The sequence below is a fragment of the Dactylosporangium maewongense genome (assembly GCF_039531485.1).
GTDB lineage: Bacteria > Actinomycetota > Actinomycetes > Mycobacteriales > Micromonosporaceae > Dactylosporangium > Dactylosporangium maewongense.
In genome coordinates this window covers 81,563-105,289 of the sequence record NZ_BAAAQD010000008.1, presented here as the reverse complement: position 1 = coordinate 105,289, position 23,727 = coordinate 81,563, and the positions used below count along the sequence as shown (strand labels likewise).

The 23,727-nt window shown below is 73.8% G+C and carries 22 protein-coding genes; 16 read left to right on the top strand and 6 right to left on the bottom strand.

Annotated features, from left to right (window positions below; translation table 11 throughout):
• Positions 1 to 86: 86 nt before the first annotated feature.
• From mshB to ABD332_RS21255, 3 genes are read left to right on the top strand one after another with little or no spacing between them, the layout of a single operon-like run.
• Entirely contained in the window at positions 87 to 935 is an 849-nt protein-coding gene (mshB, locus tag ABD332_RS21265; protein WP_425552275.1) for an N-acetyl-1-D-myo-inositol-2-amino-2-deoxy-alpha-D-glucopyranoside deacetylase, read from the top strand.
• Positions 932 to 1,924, top strand: a complete 993-nt coding sequence (locus tag ABD332_RS21260; RefSeq protein ID WP_344503743.1) for a hypothetical protein — start codon at positions 932 to 934, stop codon at positions 1,922 to 1,924. Before mshB ends, ABD332_RS21260 begins: the two co-directional genes overlap by 4 nt.
• Positions 1,925 to 1,967: 43 nt before the next feature.
• Complete coding sequence (locus ABD332_RS21255; RefSeq protein WP_344503742.1) at positions 1,968 to 2,432, top strand: hypothetical protein; 465 nt, start codon at positions 1,968 to 1,970, stop codon at positions 2,430 to 2,432.
• 208 nt (positions 2,433 to 2,640) lie between these two features.
• Here ABD332_RS21255 and ABD332_RS21250 read toward each other — a convergent pair whose 3' ends face one another.
• Positions 2,641 to 3,588 carry a GNAT family N-acetyltransferase gene (locus ABD332_RS21250; RefSeq protein ID WP_344503741.1) on the bottom strand — a complete coding sequence of 316 codons (948 nt, stop codon included), beginning with the start codon at positions 3,586 to 3,588 and terminating at the stop codon, positions 2,641 to 2,643.
• Between the two features lie 106 nt (positions 3,589 to 3,694).
• Here ABD332_RS21250 and fdxA point away from each other — a divergent pair, with 106 nt between their 5' ends.
• Positions 3,695 to 4,021 carry a ferredoxin gene (gene fdxA / locus ABD332_RS21245; RefSeq protein ID WP_344503740.1) on the top strand — a complete coding sequence of 109 codons (327 nt, stop codon included), beginning with the start codon at positions 3,695 to 3,697 and terminating at the stop codon, positions 4,019 to 4,021.
• A complete protein-coding gene (gene dapC / locus ABD332_RS21240) occupies positions 4,018 to 5,142 on the top strand; it encodes a succinyldiaminopimelate transaminase (protein ID WP_425552274.1) in 1,125 nt (374 codons plus the stop codon). The genes fdxA and dapC overlap by 4 nt, the downstream gene beginning before the upstream one ends.
• Before the next feature lie 70 nt (positions 5,143 to 5,212).
• Here dapC and dapD read toward each other — a convergent pair whose 3' ends face one another.
• Positions 5,213 to 6,151: a 2,3,4,5-tetrahydropyridine-2,6-dicarboxylate N-succinyltransferase gene (gene dapD / locus ABD332_RS21235; protein ID WP_344503739.1), complete on the bottom strand. Its 939-nt coding sequence runs from the start codon at positions 6,149 to 6,151 to the stop codon at positions 5,213 to 5,215.
• 33 nt (positions 6,152 to 6,184) lie between these two features.
• Here dapD and dapE point away from each other — a divergent pair, with 33 nt between their 5' ends.
• The gene (gene dapE, locus ABD332_RS21230) at positions 6,185 to 7,252 is read left to right on the top strand and encodes a succinyl-diaminopimelate desuccinylase (protein WP_344503738.1); all 1,068 of its coding nucleotides are present in this window, start codon (positions 6,185 to 6,187) and stop codon (positions 7,250 to 7,252) included.
• A 26-nt stretch (positions 7,253 to 7,278) separates the two neighbouring features.
• On the opposite strand, the gene ABD332_RS21225 is transcribed toward dapE, so the two are convergent.
• Together ABD332_RS21225 and ABD332_RS21220 are read right to left on the bottom strand one after the other, a co-directional pair.
• The gene (locus ABD332_RS21225; RefSeq protein WP_344503737.1) at positions 7,279 to 7,413 is read right to left on the bottom strand and encodes a hypothetical protein; all 135 of its coding nucleotides are present in this window, start codon (positions 7,411 to 7,413) and stop codon (positions 7,279 to 7,281) included.
• A gap of 111 nt (positions 7,414 to 7,524) precedes the next feature.
• The gene (locus ABD332_RS21220; protein WP_344503736.1) at positions 7,525 to 8,307 is read right to left on the bottom strand and encodes a DUF3152 domain-containing protein; all 783 of its coding nucleotides are present in this window, start codon (positions 8,305 to 8,307) and stop codon (positions 7,525 to 7,527) included.
• 39 nt (positions 8,308 to 8,346) lie between these two features.
• Here ABD332_RS21220 and ABD332_RS21215 point away from each other — a divergent pair, with 39 nt between their 5' ends.
• The 10 genes from ABD332_RS21215 (at position 8,347) to nudC (ending at position 22,768) form a co-directional block, all read left to right on the top strand.
• A complete protein-coding gene (locus tag ABD332_RS21215) occupies positions 8,347 to 9,141 on the top strand; it encodes an LOG family protein (RefSeq protein WP_344503735.1) in 795 nt (264 codons plus the stop codon).
• Positions 9,141 to 9,707 (top strand): LOG family protein, encoded by a 567-nt coding sequence (locus ABD332_RS21210; RefSeq protein ID WP_344503734.1) that lies wholly within the window; start codon positions 9,141 to 9,143, stop codon positions 9,705 to 9,707. Before ABD332_RS21215 ends, ABD332_RS21210 begins: the two co-directional genes overlap by 1 nt.
• 48 nt (positions 9,708 to 9,755) lie before the next feature.
• Complete coding sequence (locus tag ABD332_RS21205; RefSeq protein WP_425552273.1) at positions 9,756 to 12,893, top strand: ATP-dependent helicase; 3,138 nt, start codon at positions 9,756 to 9,758, stop codon at positions 12,891 to 12,893.
• Positions 12,890 to 16,552 (top strand): ATP-dependent helicase, encoded by a 3,663-nt coding sequence (locus ABD332_RS21200; protein ID WP_344503733.1) that lies wholly within the window; start codon positions 12,890 to 12,892, stop codon positions 16,550 to 16,552. The genes ABD332_RS21205 and ABD332_RS21200 overlap by 4 nt, the downstream gene beginning before the upstream one ends.
• Positions 16,553 to 16,656: 104 nt before the next feature.
• Positions 16,657 to 16,818: a hypothetical protein gene (locus tag ABD332_RS21195; RefSeq protein WP_344503732.1), complete on the top strand. Its 162-nt coding sequence runs from the start codon at positions 16,657 to 16,659 to the stop codon at positions 16,816 to 16,818.
• 45 nt (positions 16,819 to 16,863) lie between these two features.
• The gene (locus ABD332_RS21190) at positions 16,864 to 17,835 is read left to right on the top strand and encodes a hypothetical protein (RefSeq protein WP_344503731.1); all 972 of its coding nucleotides are present in this window, start codon (positions 16,864 to 16,866) and stop codon (positions 17,833 to 17,835) included.
• A 50-nt stretch (positions 17,836 to 17,885) separates the two neighbouring features.
• Positions 17,886 to 19,073 carry a S8 family serine peptidase gene (locus ABD332_RS21185; protein ID WP_344503730.1) on the top strand — a complete coding sequence of 396 codons (1,188 nt, stop codon included), beginning with the start codon at positions 17,886 to 17,888 and terminating at the stop codon, positions 19,071 to 19,073.
• An 89-nt stretch (positions 19,074 to 19,162) separates the two neighbouring features.
• Complete coding sequence (locus tag ABD332_RS21180) at positions 19,163 to 20,458, top strand: M16 family metallopeptidase (protein WP_344504017.1); 1,296 nt, start codon at positions 19,163 to 19,165, stop codon at positions 20,456 to 20,458.
• A complete protein-coding gene (locus ABD332_RS21175) occupies positions 20,455 to 21,786 on the top strand; it encodes a M16 family metallopeptidase (RefSeq protein ID WP_344503729.1) in 1,332 nt (443 codons plus the stop codon). Before ABD332_RS21180 ends, ABD332_RS21175 begins: the two co-directional genes overlap by 4 nt.
• Positions 21,787 to 21,832: 46 nt before the next feature.
• Positions 21,833 to 22,768 carry an NAD(+) diphosphatase gene (gene nudC, locus ABD332_RS21170; protein ID WP_344503728.1) on the top strand — a complete coding sequence of 312 codons (936 nt, stop codon included), beginning with the start codon at positions 21,833 to 21,835 and terminating at the stop codon, positions 22,766 to 22,768.
• 34 nt (positions 22,769 to 22,802) lie between these two features.
• On the opposite strand, the gene ABD332_RS21165 is transcribed toward nudC, so the two are convergent.
• On the bottom strand, positions 22,803 to 23,402 hold the full coding sequence (locus ABD332_RS21165; protein WP_344503727.1) for a hypothetical protein: 600 nt from the start codon (positions 23,400 to 23,402) through the stop codon (positions 22,803 to 22,805).
• Between the two features lie 58 nt (positions 23,403 to 23,460).
• Positions 23,461 to 23,706, bottom strand: a complete 246-nt coding sequence (locus ABD332_RS21160; RefSeq protein ID WP_344503726.1) for a mycoredoxin — start codon at positions 23,704 to 23,706, stop codon at positions 23,461 to 23,463.
• Between the last annotated feature and the right edge of the window lie 21 nt (positions 23,707 to 23,727).

Sequence of the window (23,727 nt, the reverse complement as noted above, 5' to 3'; positions counted from 1 at the left end):
GGGAAGTGTCATACGCACGTCGTAGAGTTGGCGCTGTGAGTGCTCGGAGCATCCTTTTCGTCCATGCGCACCCCGACGACGAGTCGATGGGGACCGGCGCGACGATGGCCCACTATGCGGCCGCCGGCGCGCACGTCACCCTGATCACCTGCACGCTCGGTGAGGAGGGCGAGATCCACCGGCCCGAGCTCGCCGGGCTCGCCGCGGGTGCGGCCGACCAGCTCGGCGGCTATCGCATCGCGGAGCTGGAGGAGGCGTGCCGCCGGCTCGGGGTCACCGACCACCGGTTCCTCGGCGGCGCCGGGCGCTATCGCGACTCCGGGATGATGGGCACCCCGCAGAACGATCACCCCCGCGCGTTCTGGGGCGCCGACCTCGACGCGGCCGCGACCGAGCTGCTGGAGGTGATCCGCGAGATCCGCCCGCAGGTCGCCGTCACCTATGACCCCAATGGCTTCTACGGCCACCCCGACCACATCCAGGCGCACCGGGTGCTGATGCGGGCCGTCGAGCTGGCCGACGCCGAGGGCATCGCGCCCACGAAGGTCTACTGGACCGCGGTCCCACGCAGCGTCCTGGAGGCCGGCATGCGGGAGTTCCGCGACTCTTCGGACAACCCGTTCGCCGACGTGGAGAAGCCCGAGGACCTGCCCTTCGGCACCGCCGACCACGAGATCGCGGCCCGCCTCGACGGGCACGAGTTCGCCGAGGAGAAGACCGCCGCGCTGCGCGCACACGCGACGCAGATCCCGCCGACGTCGTGGCTGTTCGCGATCGCCGGCAATTTCGGCGCCGAGTTCATGGGCGTGGAGTATTACCAGCTCGCCCGTGGCGTGAAGGGTCCCGGCGTGGGGCCGCACGGCTGGGAAGAGGACCTGTTCGCGGGCCTGGACATCGAGGCGCCCGCCCCGCAGCTGGAGACCGCGGCGTCGTGACGAAGCGGAAGGCGGTGACCGCACCGCGCGCCGGCCAGTCCGGCGCCGCGCGGGCAGACCTGTCCAAGCCGGCGGGCGCCGACGCCACCGCGGCGGGCGCCGACGCCACCGCGGCGGGCGCCAGCGCTGCCGCGGCCGGGAGCGGCCCGGCGGGCGACGGTGCTCCGGCGAAGGGGAGCGGCCCGGCGAGCGACAGCGCTGCTGCGGCGGCGGCCGGGAGCGGCCCGGCAGGGGACGGTCCGGTGGTCGGGGACGGTCCGGCGGTCGGTGGCGGACCCGTGCTCGGCAGGAGTCCGGCAGCGGGTGATGTCAGTGCCGCCGAGGGCGGTCCGGCCGGCGGCGACACGGCGGTTGGTGGACCCGTGCTTGGCAAGGGTCCGGGGGCGGGCGGTGCCAGTGCTCCCGAGGTCGGTGGGGACGGTCCGGGCGGCGGGGTGGAGCCCTATGCGCCCGGCAGTGGGTTCGCCGTGCCCGGTGGCGAAGAGGCGCCGAAGCCCGAGGTGGCCGGCGGGCCGCTCGACATCGTGATCACGATCGGCGGGCTGGTCGTCGCGGTGCTGCTGGCGGTGGCGCTGGCGGTGTTCGAGGCGTTCCTGGCGCCGTTGCGGGTGTCCGACCTCGGGCTGTCCGGCACCGGGACGAGCAACATGCGGATCCCGCTCGCGCTGGTGCTGGCGCTGGTGACGAATCCGATGCTCGGGTGGTTCGCGTTCACGACGACGGGCCGGCGGTTCGCGGCGCTGCTGCCGGCGGGTGCCTGGTGCGTTGTTTGGATCTTGGCGGCGGGTCGCACCACCGAGGGTGACCTGCTCATCACCAACGACAACTGGGTAGGGCTGCTGACGCTGTTCGCGGGGCCGCTGGCGTTCGCGATCGGCATCTACGTCACGGCGCTGCGGCAGCGGGTCGCGGGCTCAGCGAACTCGAAGGCAACGCCTCTTGCGCCACAGAGCGTGGGAAAGGTAGACACGTTCCCGCACCGTCCGTGACCCTCGGCGGCGCACGGGGAGCGAACATCAGCGGAGGCTTGTGATGAAGGAGCGTTGGCTGCCGGTCGGCCTCATCGCCGGGGGACTCTTCCTCGTCAACGTCGTCGCGCGGCTGGTCGTGCGGTTCGCCGCCGGCAACGACGACGACAAGCAGGTCACGATCGGCCTGTGGGCGCTGTTCGCGGTCGGTGCCGTGATGATCCCCGTCGCGTTCTGGTACGGGCGCCGCCACCCCATGCTCCGCCTCGTGGCCGACCTGGGCATCGCCGTGGTGTCCGCGTGCGTGCTCGCGGTGCTGGTCGGGCCGTTCGTGTCGGGCGCCACCCCGTTCGGCGACGGCGTCGGGCTCGTCTTCCGTCAGTTCTTCTACTTCGTCGGCCTCTCCGCCATCGGCGCGGTTCTGGGCGTGCTCGCGCTGATGACGCTCGGCTGGGACTACCGGTCGCAGTCGTGGAAGCGGTACATCGACCGCGCCGGCACCAAGCCCCGCCGCATCGTCCGTCGCTAGCCGACCCGCCCTCGCCCTGCCCGGCGATGTGGCCGGCGGCCCGCAAGCCGACGGCTCTGGTGCCCGTCGCCAGCCGGCTGTGAGACAGTCGTGGGGACGGCGCGGCGGCGTGCCCGGTAACTCGCGCAGCTTCGCCCGCCCGCCGTCCGGCTTCGCTGCCTGGATCAAGATCGAAGGACGACGGCTCGATCTGGGACGCCGTGACCAGTCAGCCGGTGGGCAGGACCCGTGTCTGGTAGACGTGGTGCGTGGTGAAGCCGAGCTTCTCGTACAGGGCGACCGCCCCCGTGTTGCGCTGCTCCACCTGCAGGTAGGCGTCGGTGGCGCCGGCTTCCATGGCCCACGCGGTCAGGGTGCCGAGGACGCGCCGGGCGAGGCCCTGGCGCCGGGCGTGTTCGTCGGTGCCGATCAGGGACAGGCCCAGCCAGCGGCCGTCGGGGTCGGCGACGCAGCCCCGGCCGGTGGCCAGCAGGGCGCCGGCCGGGTCGCGCAGCGAGGCGAACCGGACGGCCGCCACGCCGGTGAGGACGCCGCGGGCGGAGGGGGGCAGCGGGCCCTTCCGGCCGGCGACGGCGGTCAGCCACTCGTCCGACGGCGAGGCGTCGAGCGTCACCTGCGGATCGGCGGCGGCCGGCAGGTCGGCGAGGCGGGCGGTCATGAGCAGCGTCAGCGGCATCGGGGTCCAGCCCCGGCGGTCGAGCTCGTCGTCGATGCGCTGGAAGAGCGGCAGCGGGACGCTCATCGCCGGCGGGAGGGCGCGCTGCTCGTACCAGCGCGAAACCGCGTCGACGGCATCGGGCAGCGGCAGGTCGGGGTCGCCGACCGGGAGGGCCGAGTTGCCGCGCATGGTCCAGCCGTCGGTGGCGCGCAGGAGCCAGTCGCCGAGCTGGTCGCGCTCGCCCGCGGGCCAGCCGGCCGCGGCGGCGACCTCCAGGGACTCGGTGGGCGTGAGGCGGCGCCGGTCGGGCACGGGCTTGGCCCTGTGGATCTCAGCGATTGGAACGCGGACGGCGCCGGTCCGCCCACGCACTGTGAGATGCGTCTCGGTGATCTCGACGAGTCGGCCCAGAATGTCCGAGTAGAGGGGTCGATCGCCGCGCTGTCCCACGATGCGGCGCACGACGACCCGACTTCCCACATGCTGTGGACCGAGCACGCTGCACCTCCAGAACGGCGGGATACTAGGCTCGTACCGCCGCGGTAGGGATGCGGCGGGGTTCGCCAACCACGTTGGCAGCCTCAGGTGCGAAAGAGGGCGACCCGTGACATACATCATCGCCGAACCTTGCGTGGACCTGCTCGACAAGGCGTGCATCGAGGAGTGCCCTGTCGACTGCATCTACGAGGGCAACCGCATGCTCTACATCCACCCGGATGAGTGCGTCGACTGTGGTGCCTGCGAGCCGGTGTGCCCGGTCGAGGCGATCTTCTACGAGGACGACGTCCCGGAGAAGTGGAAGGACTTCGTCGGCGCGAACTACTCGTTCTTCGACGAGCTGGGCTCGCCCGGTGGCGCGTCGAAGGTCGGGAAGGTCGAGAAGGACGCGACGTTCGTCGCCGGCCTGCCGCCGCAGGAGCACGACCACTGACCGGCATCGTCTCGCACACGGGAAGTCCCGCCGCCCGGCGCTCGCTCGCCGCCGGGCTTCCGGACTTCCCGTGGGACCGCCTGGAGCCGGCGAAGGCCAGAGCCGCAGAGCACCCCGACGGGCTGATCGACCTGTCGATCGGCACGCCCGTCGATCCGGTGCCCGCGGCGATCCGTGCTGCCCTGGCGGCGGCGTCGGACTCGCCCGGCTATCCGCTGACCGCCGGCACCCCGCAGCTGCGGGTCGCGATCCGCGCCTGGGTGACCCAGTGGTGCGCGCCGGCCGGCGACGGCTTCGGCGTGCTGCCGACGATCGGCTCGAAGGAGCTGGTCGCGTGGCTGCCGACGCTGCTCGGGCTCGGGCCCGGCGACACCGTGGTCATCCCGCCGGTCTGCTACCCGACGTATGAGGCCGGCGTGCAGCTCACCGGCGCGACCGTGGTGCGGTCCGACTCGCTGACGGCGCTCGGCCCGGCGCGGGTCCGCCTCGTGTGGGTCAACTCGCCGTCCAACCCGACCGGTCGCGTGCTGCCAGCCGCCCACCTGCGCAAGGTCGTCGACTGGGCCCGCGAGCGCGGCGCCGTCGTGGCCAGCGACGAGTGCTACCTGCCGCTGCCGTGGGAGGCCGAGCCGGTCTCGATCCTGTCGGTCTGCGACGGTCGCTTCGACAACGTCCTCGCGGTGCACTCGCTGTCGAAGCGCTCCAACCTGGCCGGGTATCGCGCGGGCTTCGTCGCCGGCGACCCCGCCCTGGTCGACGAGCTGCTCGCCGTCCGCAAGCACGCCGGCATGATCGTCCCCGCCCCGGTCCAGGCGGCGATGGTGGCGGCCCTCGGCGACGAGGCGCACGTCCAGGAGCAGCGCGACCGCTATGCCGGCCGCCGTGCGGCCCTGCGCGAGGCGTTCACCGCGGCGGGGTTCACCGTCGAGCACTCCGAGGCCGGCCTGTACCTGTGGCTGACCCGCGACGAGGACTCCTGGGACACGGTGGCCTGGCTGGCGGAGCGCGGCATCCTGACCGCGCCCGGCGCGTTCTACGGCCCGGAGGGCAGCCGGCACGTCCGGGCCGCCCTAACCGCGACCGACGAGCGCGTCACCGAAGCGGTGAAGCGCCTGCAGTAAGGCCGATTCCCATGATCCGGTAGAGATGTTGTCGCCAGAGCGGCGATTTCTCTACCGGATCATGGGGAAGTCAGTTGGCGTGCAGTGCGGCGTTCAGCTCGATGCCGCGGCCCGCCCGCTCGCGGACCTCCAGACGGCCCGAGACCGAGTTGCGGATGAACAGCAGGTTGGACATGCCGGACAGCTCGCGCGCCTTCACGACCCGGTCGTCGGGCAGGGTGAGCTTCGAGCCGGCGGTGATGTAGCAGCCCGCCTCGACGACGCAGTCGTCGCCGAGCGAGATGCCGATGCCCGCGTTGGCGCCCAGCAGGCAGCGCTCGCCCAGCCGGATCACCTCTTTGCCGCCACCGGAGAGCGTGCCCATGATCGAGGAGCCGCCGCCGACGTCGGTGCCGTCGCCGACCACGACGCCCGCGGAGATGCGGCCCTCCACCATCGAGGTGCCCAGGGTGCCGGCGTTGAAGTTGACGAAGCCCTCGTGCATGACGGTCGTGCCGGGGGCCAGGTGGGCGCCCAGGCGCACCCGGTCCGCGTCGGCGATGCGGACACCGGACGGCGTGACGTAGTCGACCATGCGCGGGAACTTGTCGATGCCGAAGACGTTGAGCCGGCGCCCCGCGAGACGCTCGGCCAGCCGCAGCTCGTCGACCTGGTCGGGCAGGCACGGGCCGGCGGAGGTCCACGCGACGTTGGCGAGCAGCCCGAACTGCCCGTCGAGGTTGGCCTGGTGCGGCTGGATGAGCCGGTGCGAGAGCAGGTGCAGCCGCAGGTAGGCGTCGGCGGTGGAGGCCGGTGCGTCGCCCAGGGAGCCGATCTCGACCCGGACCACCTCGACGGACAGCGACGGCAGCGGCGCCGCGCCGGTCGGGGCGAGCGCCGGCACCTCGGCCGGAAGCGCGCCGAGGCCGAGGTGACCGGTGGGGAACCAGGCGTCCAGGACCTGACCCGAGGAGGCCACGGTGGCCAGGCCAAGTCCCCAGGCGGGGGAGTCGATGTAGGCGGTCGTCACGTGACCGAACGCTACCGCATCTAGGGTATGGGCATGCTGACGCGTGACGTGCTCGAAGACCCGGTGGCCCTGACCCGAGCCCTCGTCGACATCGAGTCGGTGTCCGGCGACGAGGCGGAGATCGCCGACCAGGTCCAGCACGCACTCGTCGGCACGGGGCTGAAGGTGGAGCGCTTCGGGCACACGATCGTCGCGCGCACCGAGCTGGGCCGGCCGGAGCGCGTCGTGCTCGCCGGGCACCTCGACACGGTCCCGCTCAACGACAACTGGCCGTCGCGCACCGAGGGCGGCCTCATGCACGGCTGCGGCACGTCGGACATGAAGTCGGGCACGGCGATCGCGCTGCACCTCGCGGTCACCGAGCAGGCGCCCCGCCACGACGTCACCTACGTCTTCTACGAGTGCGAGGAGGTCGACTCGGCGCGCAACGGGCTGAAGATCCTCGCCGACAAGCGGCCGGAGCTGCTGACCGACGCGTCGTTCGCGCTGCTGCTGGAGCCGACGCACGGCCTCGTCGAGGCGGGCTGCCAGGGCACGCTGCGGGTCCTCGCCCGCACCACCGGCCGGCGCGCGCACTCGGCCCGTTCCTGGCTCGGCGACAACGCGATCCACAAGGCCGCGCCGATTCTGCGGAGCCTTCAGGTGTACGAGCCGCGCACGGTCGTCATCGACGGCTGTGAGTTCCGCGAGGGGCTGAACGCGGTCCGGATCGGCGGCGGCGTCGCGGGCAACGTGATCCCCGACGAGTGCGTGGTCGAGGTCAACTTCCGGTTCGCGCCCGACCGCTCCGAGGAGCAGGCCGCCGCTCATGTACGGGAGGTGCTCGCCGGCTTCGAGTTGGAGATCGTCGACTCGGCGCCGGGCGCGCTGCCGGGCCTGGACGCGCCGGCGGCCCGGGAGTTCCTCGCCGCGATCGGGCAGCCGCCGCGGGCGAAGCTCGGCTGGACCGACGTGGCCAGGTTCGCGACCCTCGGCGTCCCGGCGCTCAACTACGGCCCCGGCGACCCGAACCTCGCCCACAAGCAGGACGAGCACGTCGAGCTCGACAAGATCGTCGAGGGCGCCGACGTGGTGCGGCGCTGGCTGACGGCAGGCGCATAAGGCCGCGCGGGACGCCGTAACCGGCCTCAGCGCTCGTGCGTTGAGGGATCCGGGGGTTCGACCTGTGGGCCCAGGGCGGCCAGCAGGCGGCGCACCGCGAGCACCTCGCGGATCCGCCGGTTCATCTGCCGCCTGCGACGGTCGTGCTCCGCACGAGTCATGCCGGTCACCCCCTACACCTTGCCGTCCGGTATATCGGGAATGACGCGATGAAACCGGCGAACGTTGCCCTCTGCACCTGATTTCTCACCGATGGCCGACGAACGACCTGATCACCGCGGTGCGGGCGGTCCCGTCACAAACGTCCTGCCGTCCGGGTACGGCCACGGGTTCCGCTCGCATCCCTCGAGACCGAACGTCTGCCGCGCCATCACCGGCGCCGGCGCGCCCTTGCGCGGGCAGACCGCGTGGCCGTTGCCGAGGAAGTGACCGACCTCGTGGTTGACGACCATGTCCCGGTAGTCGCCGAGCACCGGATACCAGGGGACGCCGAGCTGCCACCGCTTCAGGTTGATGATCACGTCGCGCCCGCCGCGGCAGGAGACCTCGCCGCGGGTGCGCACGCCCCGCCTCGCGCACATCGAGTCGGTCGTGGCGGGGGTCGCCAGGTGCACGGTCAGCTCGCTCGGCTGCCCGCCGGGCACCCGCTGGAAGGAGACCCGGCCACCGGCGATCCAGCTTCTCGGATCTCCCAGCGTCGCGTGCACCGCCACCGCGAACTCCTCCGGATCGACCCCTGAACCCTGTTCGGTGGCGACCGTGTACCGCACCAGCCGTCCGGCCCCGCCGGTCGGCTCGCCCGCGACGGCGCTGTAGTCGAACTTCCCGGTGCCGCTCGCCGGGACCGCGGTGACCACCGGCGAGGGCGTCGGCGACGGCGATGGCGATGGCGATGGCGAACGGGACGGCGAAGGGGACGGTGAGTCCGGGGGAGACGGCTGGGCCGCGATCGTGCCGTCCGGCACAGCCGCCGTGCCCAACCCGTACCAGACCGCGCCGACACCGGCGGTGACCGCGACCGCCAGTGCGACGACCAGTCCCCGCCGACGCCCCATGGCTGCATTGCATCACGACATCCACGTACGGTGGGGACCATGACCGAGGGTAGGACCAGTCAGCCGCGCGAGCGGCACCGCGGACCGGTGACGCTGCGCCGCGACTCGATTCCGCCGAGCACCGCCGACCAGCGGCTGCTCGACTCGCACCTGCGCGGCGAGTGGAAGACGAAGGACGCGTGGCGGGCGCTGCGGATCCTCAGCGAGTTCGTCGAGGGCTTCGACACCCTCGCCGACCTGCCACCGTCCGTGAGCGTCTTCGGCTCGGCCCGCAGCAAGCCCGACAGCCCCGAATACCGGCTCGGCGAGGAGCTCGGCGCGGCGCTCGCCCGGGCGAACTACGCGGTCATCACCGGCGGCGGCCCCGGCGTCATGGAGGCGGCCAACAAGGGCGCCGCGGACGCCGGCGGGCTGTCGGTGGGCCTGGGCATCGAGCTGCCGTTCGAGCAGGGCCTCAACGAGTGGGTCGACCTCGGCATCGACTTCCGCTACTTCTTCGCCCGCAAGACCATGTTCGTCAAGTACGCGCAGGCGTTCGTCGTGCTGCCCGGCGGCTTCGGCACCCTCGACGAGCTGTTCGAGGCGGTGACGCTCGTGCAGACGAAGAAGGTCACCCGCTTCCCGGTGGTGCTGATGGGGACCAGCTACTGGCAGGGCCTGGTCGACTGGCTCCGCGACACCATGCAGGCCGACGGCAAGATCGGCCCCGAGGACCTGGGCCTGCTGTACCTGACCGACGACGTCGACGAGGCCGTCCAGTACATCGTGGACGCCGGATCCGAGGAGATCGAGGTGGCGTCCGCCCGCCGGACCGCGCGGGAGGCGAGCGGCTGATGGCGGCGATCGGTGTGTTCTGCGCCTCGTCGCAGCGGCTCGACCAGCGCTGGCTCGACCTCGCCCACCAGATCGGCGTCGAGATCGGCCGGCGCGGTCACGAGCTGGTCTCCGGCGGTGGCTGCGTCGGCATGATGGGTGCCGTCGCCGACGGCACCCGCGACGGCGGCGGCCGCACCTACGGTGTCATCCCCCAGTCCCTCGTGGACCTGGAGGTCGCCGACACGAAGTCCGACGAGCTCGTCGTCACCGACGGCATGGCGTCGCGCAAGACGCTGATGATCGAGAAGGCGGACGCGTTCGTGGTCCTGCCCGGCGGGCTCGGCACCCTCGACGAGCTGTTCGAGGTGTGGACGACCGCCATGCTCGACCTGCACCGCAAGCCGGTGCTGCTGTTCGACGCCGACGGCTTCTACGCCGGCCTGCTCGAGTGGCTGCGCGGCCTCACCGCCCAGGAGTTCGTCCGCCCGTCGGCGATGACGATGCTGCTGATCTCCCGGGACGTGCCGGAGTCACTCGACCTGCTGGAGGCGAGCCTCCTCGGAGGAATTGTCGGACGGTCGTGATTGCATAGCGGCGTGACCGCGACCGCTGCCCCCCGCCGTGCCTTCCGTCTGGTGCGGCGCCCCGCTCCGGCGGCGGTCGCGATCGAGGCCGACCCGTGGCAGCGGCTCGTCGTGGAGCACACGGCCGGGCCGCTGCTCGTCGTCGGCGGCCCCGGCACCGGCAAGACGACCACGCTCGTCGAGGCCGTCGCCGCGCGGGTCGCCGAAGGGGTCGAGCCCGACAGGATCCTGGTGCTGACGTTCGGCCGGCGCGGCGCGGTGCGGCTGCGGGACACGATCGAGGCGCGACTGGGCCGCGCGGCGGGCCTGCGGACCACCGCCGAGCCGATGGTCCGCACGTTCCACGGCTATGCGTTCGGGCTGCTGCGCCGCGCCGCCGTCGAGCGCGGCGAGCCGTCGCCGCGGCTGCTCACCGGCCCCGAGCAGGACCTCGTCATCCGCGAGCTGCTGCAGGACTCGCGGGCGCCGTGGCCCGAGGCGCTGCGCGGCGCGCTCGGCACCCGCGCGTTCGCGACCGAGCTGCGCGACCTGCTGCTGCGCGCCGTCGAGCGCGGCGTCGGCCCGCAGGGGCTGGCCCGGCTCGCGGTCGTGCACCAGCGCCCCGACTGGGCCGCCGCGGCCGCGTTCTTTGAGGAGTATCTGCAGGTCCTCGCCCTGCGTGACGCGGCCGGCCGGGGCGCCGTCGCCTATGACTACGCGGAGCTGGTGCGGGCCGCGGCGGGGCTGCTGGCCGACCAGCCCGACCTCCTCGCCGCCGAGCGGCGCAGGATCGAGTGCGTCTACCTCGACGAGCTGCCCGACACCGACCCCGCCCAGATCGAGCTGCTCGACCTGATCGCCGGCTCGGGCGCGCACCTCGTCGCGTTCGCCGACCCCGACTCCTCGACGTTCGCGTTCCGCGGCGCCGACCCGGGGATCGTCGCCGACTTCCCCGACCGGTTCCGCACCGCCGGCGGGCGGCCCGCGCCGCAGGTGATCCTGCCCGGCTCGCGCCGGCTCGGCGACGGGCTGCTCGCGCCGACCCGGCGGGTCGCGTCGCGGCTGCGCGGCCCGTCCCGGCACCGGCTGCTGGAGGCGTCCCGCCCCGGCGGGACGGTGGAGACCGCGACGTTCGGCTCGGAGACGACGGAGGCGGCGTTCCTGGCGCACCGGCTCCGCGAGGCGCACCTGCTGCGCGGCGTGCCGTGGTCGCGGATGGCGGTCGTGGTGCGCTCCACCGCTCGCCAGCTCGCGCCGCTGCAGCGGGCCCTGCACTCGGCGGGCGTGCCGACCGTCACCGAGGCCGAGGACCTGCCGCTGCACCTGCAGCCGGCGATCGCGCCGCTGCTGCTGCTCCTGCGCTGCGCCCTGGACGCCGACCGGCTCGACGAGGACGCCGCGATCGCGCTGCTGCACTCACCGCTCGGCGGCGCCGACCCGCTCGCCGAGCGGCGCCTCCGGCAGGGCCTGCGCGCCCTCGCGCTCGCCGCCGGCGACCGCCGCCCGTCCGGGGTCCTGCTCCTGCGGGCGCTGCGCGACCCGGGCGAGCTCGCCGAGGTCGAGCGGCGGTGGGCGGCACCGGCCCGCACCGTCGGGCAGCTGCTGCGGGCCGTCCGCGACGCCGCGGCCCGGCCCGGCGCCACCGCCGAGGAGGTGCTGTGGACCGCCTGGCAGGGCAGCGGCCTCGCCGACCGGTGGACGGCGCTGAGCTCCCGCGGCGGCCACCGCGGCGCCGCCGCCGACCGTGACCTCGACGCCGTCGTGTCGCTCTTCGACGCCGCGGCCCGCTTCACCGACCGGCTCCCCGGCGCCGGCATCGCCGTCTTCCTCGACCACGTCGAGGGGCAGGACCTGCCCGCCGACTCGCTCGCCCCGTCCGCCGACCGCGGCGACGCCGTCCGCATCCTGACCGCGCACGCCGCGAAGGGCCTCGAGTGGGACGTCGTCGCCGTCGCCGGCGTGCAGGAGGGCGTCTGGCCCGACCTGCGGCTGCGCGGCAGCGTGCTCGGCTCGGAGCTGCTCGTCGAGGTCCTCGCCGGCCGCACCATGGAGACGGTCGGCCGGCTGTCGGCGCTGCTCGACGAGGAGCGCCGCCTCTTCTACGTCGCCGTCAGCAGGGCCCGCGAGCAGGTCCTCGTCACCGCGGTCGCCTCCGGCGACGGCGAGGAGCAGCCGAGCCGCTTCCTGCTGGAGCTGGCCGGTCTCGACCCGGACGCCGACGCCGGCGGCGGCGCCGTGTTCGAGCCGCCCCGCGCGCTGACCCTGCCGACGCTCGTCGCCGAGCTGCGGGTGGCCCTGATCGACCCCGACGCCTCCGCCGGCCGCCGCGCCGCGGCCGCCGCGATCCTCGCCCGGCTCGCCGCCGAAGGGGTGCCCGGCGCCGACCCTGACAGCTGGTGGGGCCTGCCGCCGCTGTCCGACGACCGCCCCCTCGTCGACGCCGGCGAGCCGGTGACCGTCACCCCGTCGACCGTGGAGAGCGTCGACCGGTGCAGCCTGCGCTGGCTCCTGGAGCGGCACGGCGGGAAGCTGGCCCCGTCGCCCGAGCAGTCGATCGGCAACCTCGTGCACGCCGCCGCGATGCTCGCCTCCGACGCCACCGCCGACAGGGCCCAGCTCGTCGCCTATGTCGCCGACCGGTTCGACGCGATCGAGCTCTCCGCGCGCTGGCTCGCCGGCCGCGAGCGCGACCGCGCCGAGACCATGCTCGACAAGCTCATCGGCTGGCTCGCCGGCAACCCGCGCCGCCTCGTCGCGATCGAGCAGGACTTCCTCGTCGAGCTCGCCGACCCCGACGGCCCGGTCGAGATCAAGGGCCGCGTCGACCGGCTCGAGCTCGACGAGCAGGGCCGTCTCGTCGTCGTCGACCTCAAGACCGGCAAGTCCATCCCCGCCAATGCCAACCTCGCCGAGCACCCGCAGCTCGCGGCCTACCAGGCGGCGATCGAGCTGGGCGCCTTCGAGGAGTCCACCGTCTCCGGCGGCGCCTCCCTGGTCCAGCTCGGCGGCGAGACCAATGCCGCCCGCGAGCAGGTCCAGGCCCCGCTCGGCGAGTCCGGCGACCCCAACTGGGCGCAGGCGCTGGTCCGCAAGACCGCCCAGACCATGGCGGCCTCCACCTTCAACGCGGTCGTCAACAACAAGTGCCGCGTCTGCCCGGTCAAGACCTCCTGCCCCGTCTCGGGCAAAGGCCGGCACGTCACATGACCCAGACCGAGCACCAGAGCGCCAGCGGCGGGAAACTCGACCGGCGGGTGAGCTTCCCGCCGGTCGAGCTGGCGAAGCTGCTCCGGCAGCCGGCGCCGACCGCCCAGCAGGCGGCGGTGATCGCGGCGCCGGTGGAGCCGTTGCTCGTCGTGGCGGGCGCCGGGTCGGGCAAGACGGAGACGATGGCGGCGCGGGTGGTGTGGCTCGTCGCCAACGGGCACGTGCGCCCCGAGCAGATCCTGGGGCTCACGTTCACCAGGAAGGCGGCCGGCGAGCTGTCGCACCGGATCCGGCAGCGGCTCGGGCAGCTGGTGCGGCGGCTCGGGCGCGACGACCTGATCGCGGGGGAGCCGACCGTCGCCACCTACCACTCGTATGCGGCGCGGGTGGTCCGCGAGCACGGTGTCCGGGCCGGCTTCGAGCCGAGCACGCGGCTGCTCACCGAGGCCGCGTGCTGGCAGCTTGCCGACGCGGTCGTCCGGGGGTATGACGGCGACATGACGGCGGTCGCGTCGGCGCCGTCGACCGTGGTGGACGCGGTGCTGCACCTGGCCGGGGACCTCGCCGAGCACCTGCGGGAGCCGGAGGACGTCGCCGCGTGGACCGGGCGGTTCTTCGCCGAGGTGAGCGGCAAGACCGGCAAGATGGCCAAGCCTGTCCGTGACGTGCTGTCCCGGCAGCAGGCCCGGCTGCAGCTGTTGCCGCTGATCCGGCAGTACCAGGAGAAGAAGGCGCTGCTGGAGGCGATGGACTTCGGCGACCAGCTGTCCAGGGCGGCCCGCGTCGCGCTCGCGCATCCCGAGGTCGGCGCCGTCGAGCGGGACCGTTTCCGGGTGGTGCTGCTCGACGAATACCAGGACACCAGCCACGCGCAGGTGGTGCTGCTGCGGTCGCTGTTCGGCGGCGGCCACCCGGTGACCGCCGTCGGCGACCCCTGCCAGTCGATCTACGGCTGGCGCGGCGCGTCCGCGGGCACCCTGGAGCGGTTCCCGACCGAGTTCCCGACCGTGGCCGGCGACCCTGCCGGCGAGCTGACGCTGACCACCAGCTGGCGCAACCGGCCCGAGATCCTCGACGTCGCCAACACGATCTCCGCGCCGCTGCGGGCGCACGGGGCCCGGGTCGCCGAGCTCGCCCCGGCCGACGTGCTCGCCGAGCCGGCGTCGACCGCGACCGTCCACTGCGCGCTGCTCGACACGTATGCCGGCGAGGCCGCCTGGATCGCCGACCGGGTCGTCGCGTCGTGGCGGCTCGCGGCGAAGGTCGCGCCCGACACGTTCCCGCTCGACATCCCCGTCGACGACCGGCCGACGACGGCGGTGCTGGTCCGCACCCGCGCGCAGATTCCCGCGCTGGAAAACGCGCTGCGCTCCCGCGGCCTGCCGGTCGAGGTCGTCGGGCTCGGCGGCCTGCTCGACACGCCCGAGGTCCGTGACGTCGTCAGCGTCCTGCGGGTCCTCGCCGACCCGGCCGAGGGAGCGGCGCTGCTGCGCATCCTGACCGGCCCGCGGTGGCGGATCGGGCCGCGTGACCTCGTCGCCCTGTACCGCCGGGCCCGCGCCATCGCCGCCGCCCGCCGGGCAGGGCCGGAGGACGAGGAGCCGGCCCTCGCCGACCGGCTCGACGAGGCGGTCCTGGTGGAGGCCCTCGACGACCTCGGCGACGCGGCCGCGTATTCGGAGCCCGGGTTCGCCCGCTTCGCGGCGCTCGGCACGGAGCTGCGCCGCCTGCGCCGGCGCCTCGACCAGCCGCTGCCGGACCTCGTCGCCGACATCGAGCGCGCCATCGGCCTCGACGTCGAGGTCGCCGCCCGGCCCGGCGACGCCGGCCTGGCCCGCGGGCACCTCGACGCGTTCAGCAACATCGCGGCCCGCTTCGCCGGCGAGTCGGAGGGCGCGACCCTCGGCGCGTTCCTGGCGTTCCTCGCCGCCGCGGAGAACGAGGAGCGCGGCCTCGCGCCCGGCGAGGTCGAGGTCGTCTCCGGCGCGGTGCAGATCCTGACCGCGCACGCCGCCAAGGGCCTCGAGTGGGACGTGGTGTCGGTCGCCGGTCTCTGCGCCGACGTGTTCCCCGGTCCGAGCAACGCCGGCGACCACTGGCTGCGCGGCCTGGGCGTGCTGCCCTTCCCGCTGCGCGGCGACAGCGGGGGGCTGCCGGTCCTGGACCTGTCGGCGGCCGCCGACATCAAGGGTGTCGTGCGGCGGCTGGAGGCGTTCACCGAGGACTGGCGCCACCACGACGTGCGCGAGGAGCGGCGCCTGGCCTATGTGGCGGTCACCCGCCCCCGCCGGCTGCTGCTGGCCAGCGGCTACTGGTGGGGCGACGGCGTCAAGCGGGCCCGTGGGCCGTCGGTCTTCCTCGACGAGATCCGGGAGCGGTGCGCGTCCGGCGCCGGCATGGTCGACGTCTGGGCCGCCGCCCCGGCCCCCGACGCGCAGAACCCGACGGCCGAGCAGGTGCCGAGCGCCAGTTGGCCCGCCGACCCCCTCGGCGCCCGCCGGCCTCTTCTCGAAGCGGCGGCGGCGATGGTACGGGCAGCGACCGCCGCTCTCACCGCGCCACCAGCGGAGACGGCCACTGCGGAGGCAGGGGCGTCCTCCGCGGCGGTCGGGACGGTCGCTGCTGAGGACGAGGTGGCTCCCGCGGCGGTCGGGACGGTCGCTGCTGAGGACGAGGTGGCTCCCGCGCCGGCGTCGGTGGCGCCGTCCTTCGCGTCGGACGTGGACGACCCGCACCCGGTCGGGACGGACGTTGCGGACGGAGGGGACGTTTCCGCGCCGGTCGGGACGGACGTTGCGGATGGAGGGGGCGTTTCCGCGCCGGGCGCGTCGGCCGCGCGGGGTGTCGCGTCGGATTCGGACGATTTGAGCCCGGCCTTGGCCGGTAAGGGCGTCGGGGAGGCGCTAGTCGTACATACGCCGCAAACGCCAAGAGTGGACTGGCCGGACGAGGTCCTGGCGGACGGGTCGGGGCAGCGCTGGGCGGCGGAGGCGGACCTGTTGCTGGCGGAGCGGGCCCGGATCACGCCGCAGCTCAACGCGCCGGTCGAGGTCGTGCTGCCCGGGCACCTGTCGGTGTCGCAGCTGGTGGCGCTGCGCCGTGACCCGCAGCGGCTGGCCCGGACGCTGCGCAGGCCGCTGCCGTCGCGCCCGGATCCGTACGCGCGCCGGGGCACCGCGTTCCACCACTGGCTGGAGCAGCGGTTCAAGGCGGAGCGGCTGCTCGACCTCGACGAGCTGCCCGGCGCCGCCGACGAGGGCGCCGCGCCCGACGAGGCCCTCGCCGAGCTGCAGGCCAGGTTCCTGGCGGGGGAGTGGGCCGACCGGGTGCCGCTGGACGTGGAGGTGCCGTTCGCCTCCGTCGTCGCCGGGGTGGTGGTCCGCGGGCGGATGGACGCGGTCTACGCGTATCCCGACGGCCGCTTCGACGTCGTGGACTGGAAGACGGGCGCCCAGCCCACCGGCGCCGACGCGACCGCCGCGGCGGTGCAGCTCGCCGCGTACCGGCTGGCCTGGTCGGAGCTGCGCGGCGTGCCACTGGAGCAGGTCGGCGCCGCGTTCTTCTACGTCCGCGACGGGGTGACGGTCCGCCCGGCCGACCTGCTCGACACCGACGGCCTGCTGGCCTTGATCGCGGCCCTGCCCGCGTCCGGTCTCTAACGAACTGCCGTCAAGCTTCCGACATCTCGCTGTCCACGGAACCTCGGCGTCCTCGAAGCTGTCCAAGGGGCATGCGGACGGGCATGCGAGGGGAAGTGCGCACGATGCAGGCATCGCACACGCGCGAGGTGGCACTGGTGGTCGGGGTGGCGACCGCTGGGGTGCTGACCGCCGCCCTGATCGTCCTCGGCCCGGTCGCCGCCGCCGACACGCCCAGATACCCGCAGGTCACCGACGTGCGCACGCCGGCGCAGCCGCAGCCATAGCCGCTTTTGGCAGACTGGCACCGGGCTGCGACACTTGCTGGTGAGATGACCGAGCAGCATTCACCGTGGGCTCAGCCGGACACGCAGGTCGTGCTGGCGCCCGTCGGGCCGGCGCCGACGATTCAGCGCACGGCCGAGCCGCCGCGCGCGGCGCCGGGTTATCAGTCCGGCCGGGTCTCGGGTCTCGGCGTGCCGCCGATCGTCCCACCCCCGTCGTGGGGCACCGGCGGTGGCGGCGGCGACGACGATGACGACCCGGTCAAGCGCAACAAGCGCATCCTGAAGCTACTCACCGGCGGCGCGATCGCGGTCGTCGCGATCGGCCTGGTCGTCGTCCTGGTCTCGCTGATGACCGGCAACGCGACGACCCCCGGCGGCCTCTTCGACCGCCGCGCCGAAGGCCCCAGCGACACCCGCCCCGAGCTGGCCCGCCGCTGCCCGCCGCCGACCATCCCACCCGAGCTCCCACCCGGTGGTGACCCGGCGCCCGCCGGCCCGCGGACCGTCGACGAGGAGTCGGGGATCTCCTACAAGGAGTACGGCGCCCCGTGGGGGCCGTGGGACAACGTCTGGGCCGACCAGGGCGAGCTGAAGGTCACCTACCGGACCGGCCAGCACTTCGTCACCGAGCCCGACTACAACGGCGGCAGCGACTACCACGCCACGATCCTCTCCGGCCACGTCCCGGCCGCGGTCAACGACGGCATGGTCCTGGACCTCAGGTGCGTGGGCGACCAGATCGCCGCCGACGTGCGGATCAGCTTCTACCCCAAGGGCAACCAGCTGGAGCAGATCTCCGCGAAGGACCTCACCCTCGGCGGGCGGCCCGGCCGGCTGATCAAGTTCCGCCTGCACTTCTCCCAGCCGGGCCTGCGCGCGAAGAGTGAGCTGGTCTCGATCGCCCTCGTCGACCTGGGCAAACCCGAGGCCGCCATCCTGTACGTGTCGATTCCCGACACCCACCGCCAGTTCGACTACATCGCCGACGAAGCACCCGAGTCGGTCCGGCCCGTCTAGCGCCGGACGGCCGACTGGCGCCGGTTGCGTCCATAGGTCACGCTGGCGCCGTGAAAAAGGCGGCAGTGGTTGCAGGGGTCGTGCTCGCGCTCGTTCCGGTGAGCCCGGCGCGCGCCGACGGCATCCGTGACGATCAGTGGCACCTGCAGTGGCTGCGGGTGAGCGAAGCCAACGAGAAGACCCGCGGCGAGGGCGTCACGGTCGCGATCGTGGACAACGGCGTCGACCGCAACCACATCGACCTGACCGCCAGCGTGCTGCCGGCGATCTACACCAACGGCTCGCCCACCCCGCCCGGTGACCCCGACGGGCACGGCACGGCGCTCGCCGGGCTGATCGCGGGGCAGGGGCACGGCGCCAACCGGCAGAACGGGGTGCTCGGCATCGCGCCCGGCGCCGACATCCTGCCGGTGGTCCTCGGCAGCCCGGCCACCCCCGACCCGGCCGGCGCCCGCACCGTCACCCCGGACCAGCTGGCCGAGGGGATCGAGCTGGCCACCGTCCGCGGCGCGAAGGTCATCGTCGTCGGCTACTCCGTCGGTGGGAGCGAGCGCCTGCAGCAGGCGGTCCGCGAGGCGCAGGCCGCCGACGCGATCGTCGTCGCCGCCGACGGCAACCGGGCCGGCGAGGCGTTCGAGCCCTACCCGGCCGCGTACGACGGGGTCCTCGCCGCGGTGCCGCTGTCGCGCGCCGGCGACGTGCTCGTCGCGTCGGACAGCGGCCGGAAGCTCGGGTTCGGCGTGCCCGGCGAGGAGATCATGACCACGAACACCGGCGGCGGCTACCGCGTCGACGCCGGGAACATGGCGGCCGGCGAGCTGGCCGCGGTGGTGGCGCTGGTCCGGGCGGCGTACCCGAAGCTGCCCGCCGACGAGATCGTGCACCGCCTGACGGTCACCGCCGTCGACGCCGGCGACAAGGGCGTCGACCCGCAGTTCGGCGTCGGCCGGGTCGACCTGGTGCCCGCGCTGACCAGGACGATCCCGCTCGCGAAGCCGCCGGCGCCGTCGGTCGCGCCGTCCCCGTCGGCCACCGCGTCGGCGCCCTCCGCCGGGCAGCCGGTCGCGGAGCCGCTCCCCGCCCGGTCCCGGGGGCCGCTGGGGTGGCTGCTCAGCCTGCCGCTGGTCGCCTTCATCGGGGTGCTGCTCTGGTACGCGCTGCGGGCCGAGCTCCGCCTCCGGCGCGCCGCCGCCACGGGTGAGCCGGCACCCGCCCGCGACGACGAGGCGATGGTGTGAACGCGACGGAACGGGACGAGTCGGCGGTCGGCGACGGCGGATCGCGCGGGAGGGGATAGATTCGACGGGTGCCTCGTCGTAGTCCCGCTGTGCGGATTCCCGCGTCCAAGTATCCGGTCGAGCGCCTCACCCTCCCCAACGGCCTGCGGGTGGTGCTCACGCCCGACCGGGCCGCGCCCGTCGTCGGCGTAGCGGTCGTCTACGACGTCGGCATCCGGTCGGAGCCGCAGGGTCGCACCGGCTTCGCGCACCTGTTCGAGCACCTGATGTTCCAGGGCTCCGAGAGCCTGGAGAAGCTGGCCCACTTCCGCTACGTGCAGGGCTCGGGCGGCACCTTCAACGGGTCGACCCACTTCGACTACACCGACTACTTCGAGACGCTGCCGTCCAACGCGTTGGAGCGGGCGCTGTTCCTCGAAGCGGACCGGATGCGCTCGCCCCGCCTGACCGAGGAGAACCTGCGCAACCAGGTCGACGTGGTCAAGGAGGAGATCCGGGTCAACGTGCTGAACCGGCCGTATGGCGGTTTCCCGTGGCTGCGGCTGCCCCCGGTCATGTTCGACACGTTCGCCAACGCGCACGACGGCTACGGGTCGTTCGACGACCTGGAGTCCGCGACCGTCGCCGACGCCGCCGACTTCTTCGACCGCTACTACGCGTGCGGCAACGCGGTGCTCGCGGTGTCCGGCGACTTCGACGTGGCGACCGCGACCGCGCTGATCGAGCGGCACTTCGGTGACGTGCCGGCGCGCCCGGCCCCGGCCCGCCCCGACTTCGCCGAGCCCGACCTGACGAGCGAGCGCCGCGACTCGTACGAGGACCGGCTGGCCCCGCTGCCGGCGGTCGCCGCGGCGTGGCGGGTGCCGGACCCGATCAACGATCTCGAGGGGTACCTGCCGTACGTGGTCCTCGCGGAGGTGCTCACCGACGGTGACGCGTCCCGGCTGGTGGAGCGCCTCGTGCTGCGCGACCGGACGGTGACCAGTGTCGGCGGGTATGTCGGCTTCATGGGCGAGCCGTTCGCGGTGCGCGACCCCACCGCGCTCGTCCTGCAGGCGCACCTGCCCCCGGGCGGCGACGTCGACAAGGTGCTGCGCACGGTCGAGGAGGAGTGCCAGCGCATCGCGACCGACGGCCTCGCGCCCGACGAGCTCAGCCGCACCCAGGCCCGCATGGCCACGCACCTGCTGCGCGACACCGACGCGGTGCTCGGCCGGGCGCTGCAGATGGCGGTGCTGGAGCAGCAGCGCGGCGAGCCCGAGCTGCTCAACCAGCTCCACACGCTGATCGGTGGCGTCACCGAGGAGCAGATCATCGCCGCGGCGGCCGAGCTGGTCCCGTCGCGGCGCGCCGCGGTCGAGGTCATTGCCGGAGGAGCCAAGTGACTGCCGAAACCCTGCTCCGCACCGTGCCGGTGCTCGGGCCCAACCGCCCGCTGAAGCTGCCGAAGACCGTCGAGCGGACCCTCGACAACGGGCTGACCGTGATCGCGCTGCGCCGCCCGTCGGTGCCGCTGGTCGAGGTGCGGCTGCGGGTGCCGTTCGCGAAGGCGCACCTGGCCCGCGCCGCGCTGCTGACGCAGACGGTGCTGTCGGGCACGACCGCGATGTCGACCGTCGACATCGCCGCGGAGCTGCAGAAGGTCGGCGGCGGGCTGTCCGCCGGCGCCGACCCCGACCGGCTGCTGATCTCCGGCAACGCCCTCGTCAGCGGGCTGGACCGGCTGCTCGACCTGCTCGCCGAGGTGCTCACCGACGCCAACTACCCGGCGGAGGAGGTCAGCACCGAGCGGGCCCGCCTGGTCGACCGGATCCGGGTCGCGCAGAGCCAGCCGAGCCACCTCGCGCGGGCCGCGCTGCTGAAGCGGATGTATGGCAAGCACCCCTATGCAGTGCAGACCCCGGCGCCGGAGCACGTCGAGGCGGTCACCCCCGGCACGCTGCGCACGCTGCACGCCGAGCGGCTGCACCCGGCCGGCGCGACCCTCGTCATCGTCGGCGACATCGCGCCCGACAAGGCGATCGCCGCCGCCGAGCGGATGCTGGCGAAGTGGGACGGCGCGGGCTCGACCGTGGAACTGCCGCCGACCCCGGAGCTGAAGCCGGGGCCGCTGACGCTCGTCGACCGGCCCGGGTCCGTGCAGTCGTCGCTGCGCCTGGCGCTGCCCGCGGTGACCCGCCGGCACCCCGACCACGCGGCGCTCCAGCTGGCGAACCTCGTCTTCGGCGGCTACTTCTCCTCCCGCTGGGTGGAGAACATCCGCGAGGACAAGGGGTACACGTACGGCCCGCACTCCCTCGTCGAGCACGCCGTCGCCGGGTCGGCGCTGGTCGTCGCCGCCGAGGTCGCGACCGAGGTGACCGGCCCCGCGCTGCTGGAGACGCTGTACGAGCTGGGCCGGCTGGCCAGCATCCCGCCGAAGGAGGACGAGCTGGAGCAGGCCCGCCAGTACGCGCTCGGCACCCTCCAGCTGGGCATGTCGACGCAGGCGGGGCTGGCCGGGCTGGTCTCCACGTATGCCGGCTTCGGGCTGCGGCTGGACTACCTGGCCGAGCACGCCGTCCGGCTCGCCCGCGTCAGCCGCGAGGACGTGGCGGCCGCGGCCGCGCAGTACCTGGCGCCGTCGCGGATCGCGGCGGTCGTCCTCGGCGACGCGGAGAAGATCGAGCAGCCCCTGGCCGCATTGACGGCGGTCACCCGAGCCGCATCATGAGCTCGCTGCCACGTGCCGCCGGCCCGGGCATGACGGAGGCGGGGGCATGACGGAGCTGGCGGCGCCGGCGTCCGTCGCCGCCCGGCCTGGGCCGCCGCTCGCGAGGGGCGTGCTCGACCGGGCGGCGCATCGCCGTACTGACCCGGAATGGCTGAAGGAGGCCTGGTCGCGGGCCCGTGTGGTGGTCGTCGACGACGGGCACCTGCTGGTCCGCGGCGACGACCCACCCGAGCTCGTGTTCGTGGAGCCGGCCGACGCGCCGCCGGGCGAGCGGTTCTTCCTGGGCGAGGACACCGACGGCACCGTGTATTTCGCGGTCGCCGCCGACGTGACGGCGCTGCCCGGCACCCGGCGGGTGTCGCTGCGCCAGGTGGGCCACGCGCTGCCGGACCTGCCGGCCGGGCTGTTCATCACCGCCGTCGGGCTGGCCAACTGGCACTCACGGCACCCGTACAGCCCCCTCAGCGGCAAGCTGACGGTCCCGGCGCAGGGTGGATGGGTCCGCACCACCGAGGACGGCGCGGAGACGCTGTGGCCGCGCACCGACCCCGCGGTCATCATGCTGGTCCACGACGGGGTCGACGGGCCTGACGGGCGGTGCCTGCTGGGCTGCAACGCGCAGTGGGCGCAGGCCGGCGGGGTCCGGCGCTACTCGACGCTCGCCGGGTTCGTCGAGCCGGGGGAGTCCGCCGAGATGGCGGTCGCCCGCGAGGTGCTCGAGGAGGTCGGCGTCGTCGTCGGCGGCGTCACCTACGTGGCGAGCCAGCCGTGGCCCTTCCCGGGGTCGCTGATGCTGGGCTTCCACGCCACCGCGCCCGTCGGGGCACCCGTCGTCGTCGACGAGGACGAGATCCTCGAGGGGCGATGGTTCACCCGTTCCGAGATCGCCGCGGTGCTGGACGGCAGCTCGCGAGCCTTCGGCCTGCCCTTCCCCGCGTCGATCGCGCACTACCTGATCACGGAGTGGCTCGGCCTCTCCTGAGCGATCACGGAGTGGCTCGGCTTCTCCTGAGCGATCACGGGGTGGCTCGGCTTCTCCTGAGCGCGTCGCGGTGCCACTGCGCGCACCAGCGGTCGAGGACCCCGGCGGCGTGCGCCGGGGTCACCTCGCGGATGTCGTAGTCGATCTTGTGTGAGCCGAACGCCTGCGTCGGGTGCCAGGCCAGGTCGCGCCACAGCGCCTCCTCCGCCACCTGCCCGGCGGGGTCGACGACCCGGCGCAGCAGCGACAGCGGCGCCTCGGGCGTCGTCTCGCCGTCGAGCCGGACGAAGTACGTGATCAGCGGCCGCGGGGCCACCGGCGGCCCGGCCCGCCACGCCCGCAGCGCGTCGTCGGTCAATCGAGGGCCCGGCTCCGGCTCGGGCGCGCGGTAGTCCTGCCGCACCATGTGCCGCAGCAGGTCCGGCTCGGGGGCGAGCCCGTCGTCGAGGACCTCGGCGACGAACCGCTCCGGCCAGACCCACACGCCGTCGGTGTGCAGCACACCCTGCCCGCGGCCGATCGTGGCGCCGCCGGACAGGTAACCGGCGATGCGCCGCCGGAGCCCCGGGTCGGCCACCCTCGGCCGCTCGGGCGCCATGACGGCACCCAGTGCGTAGTCGCGAGCCACCCGCATGCCGGCCACCGTAGTGAGCCGGCTGCGCGCTGTGAAGGCCTTGGTGCGGTTTTGTCCGTCAGCCGCTGATCGCGTTGGCCAGCTGTGCCTTCACCTGGACGATGGTCGGGTTGGTCAACGCCGTGCCGTCGTCGAACTTCAGGGTCGGCACGGTCTGGTTGCCGCCGTTGACGCTCTCGACGAACTTCGCCGCCGCCGGGTCCCGCTCGATGTCGACGACCTGGTACTGGATGCCCTCGCGATCCATCTGCGACTTCAAGCGGTGGCAGTAGCCACACCACGTGGTCGAGTACATGGTCAGCATCCGGTTGTCTCCTCGTCGGGA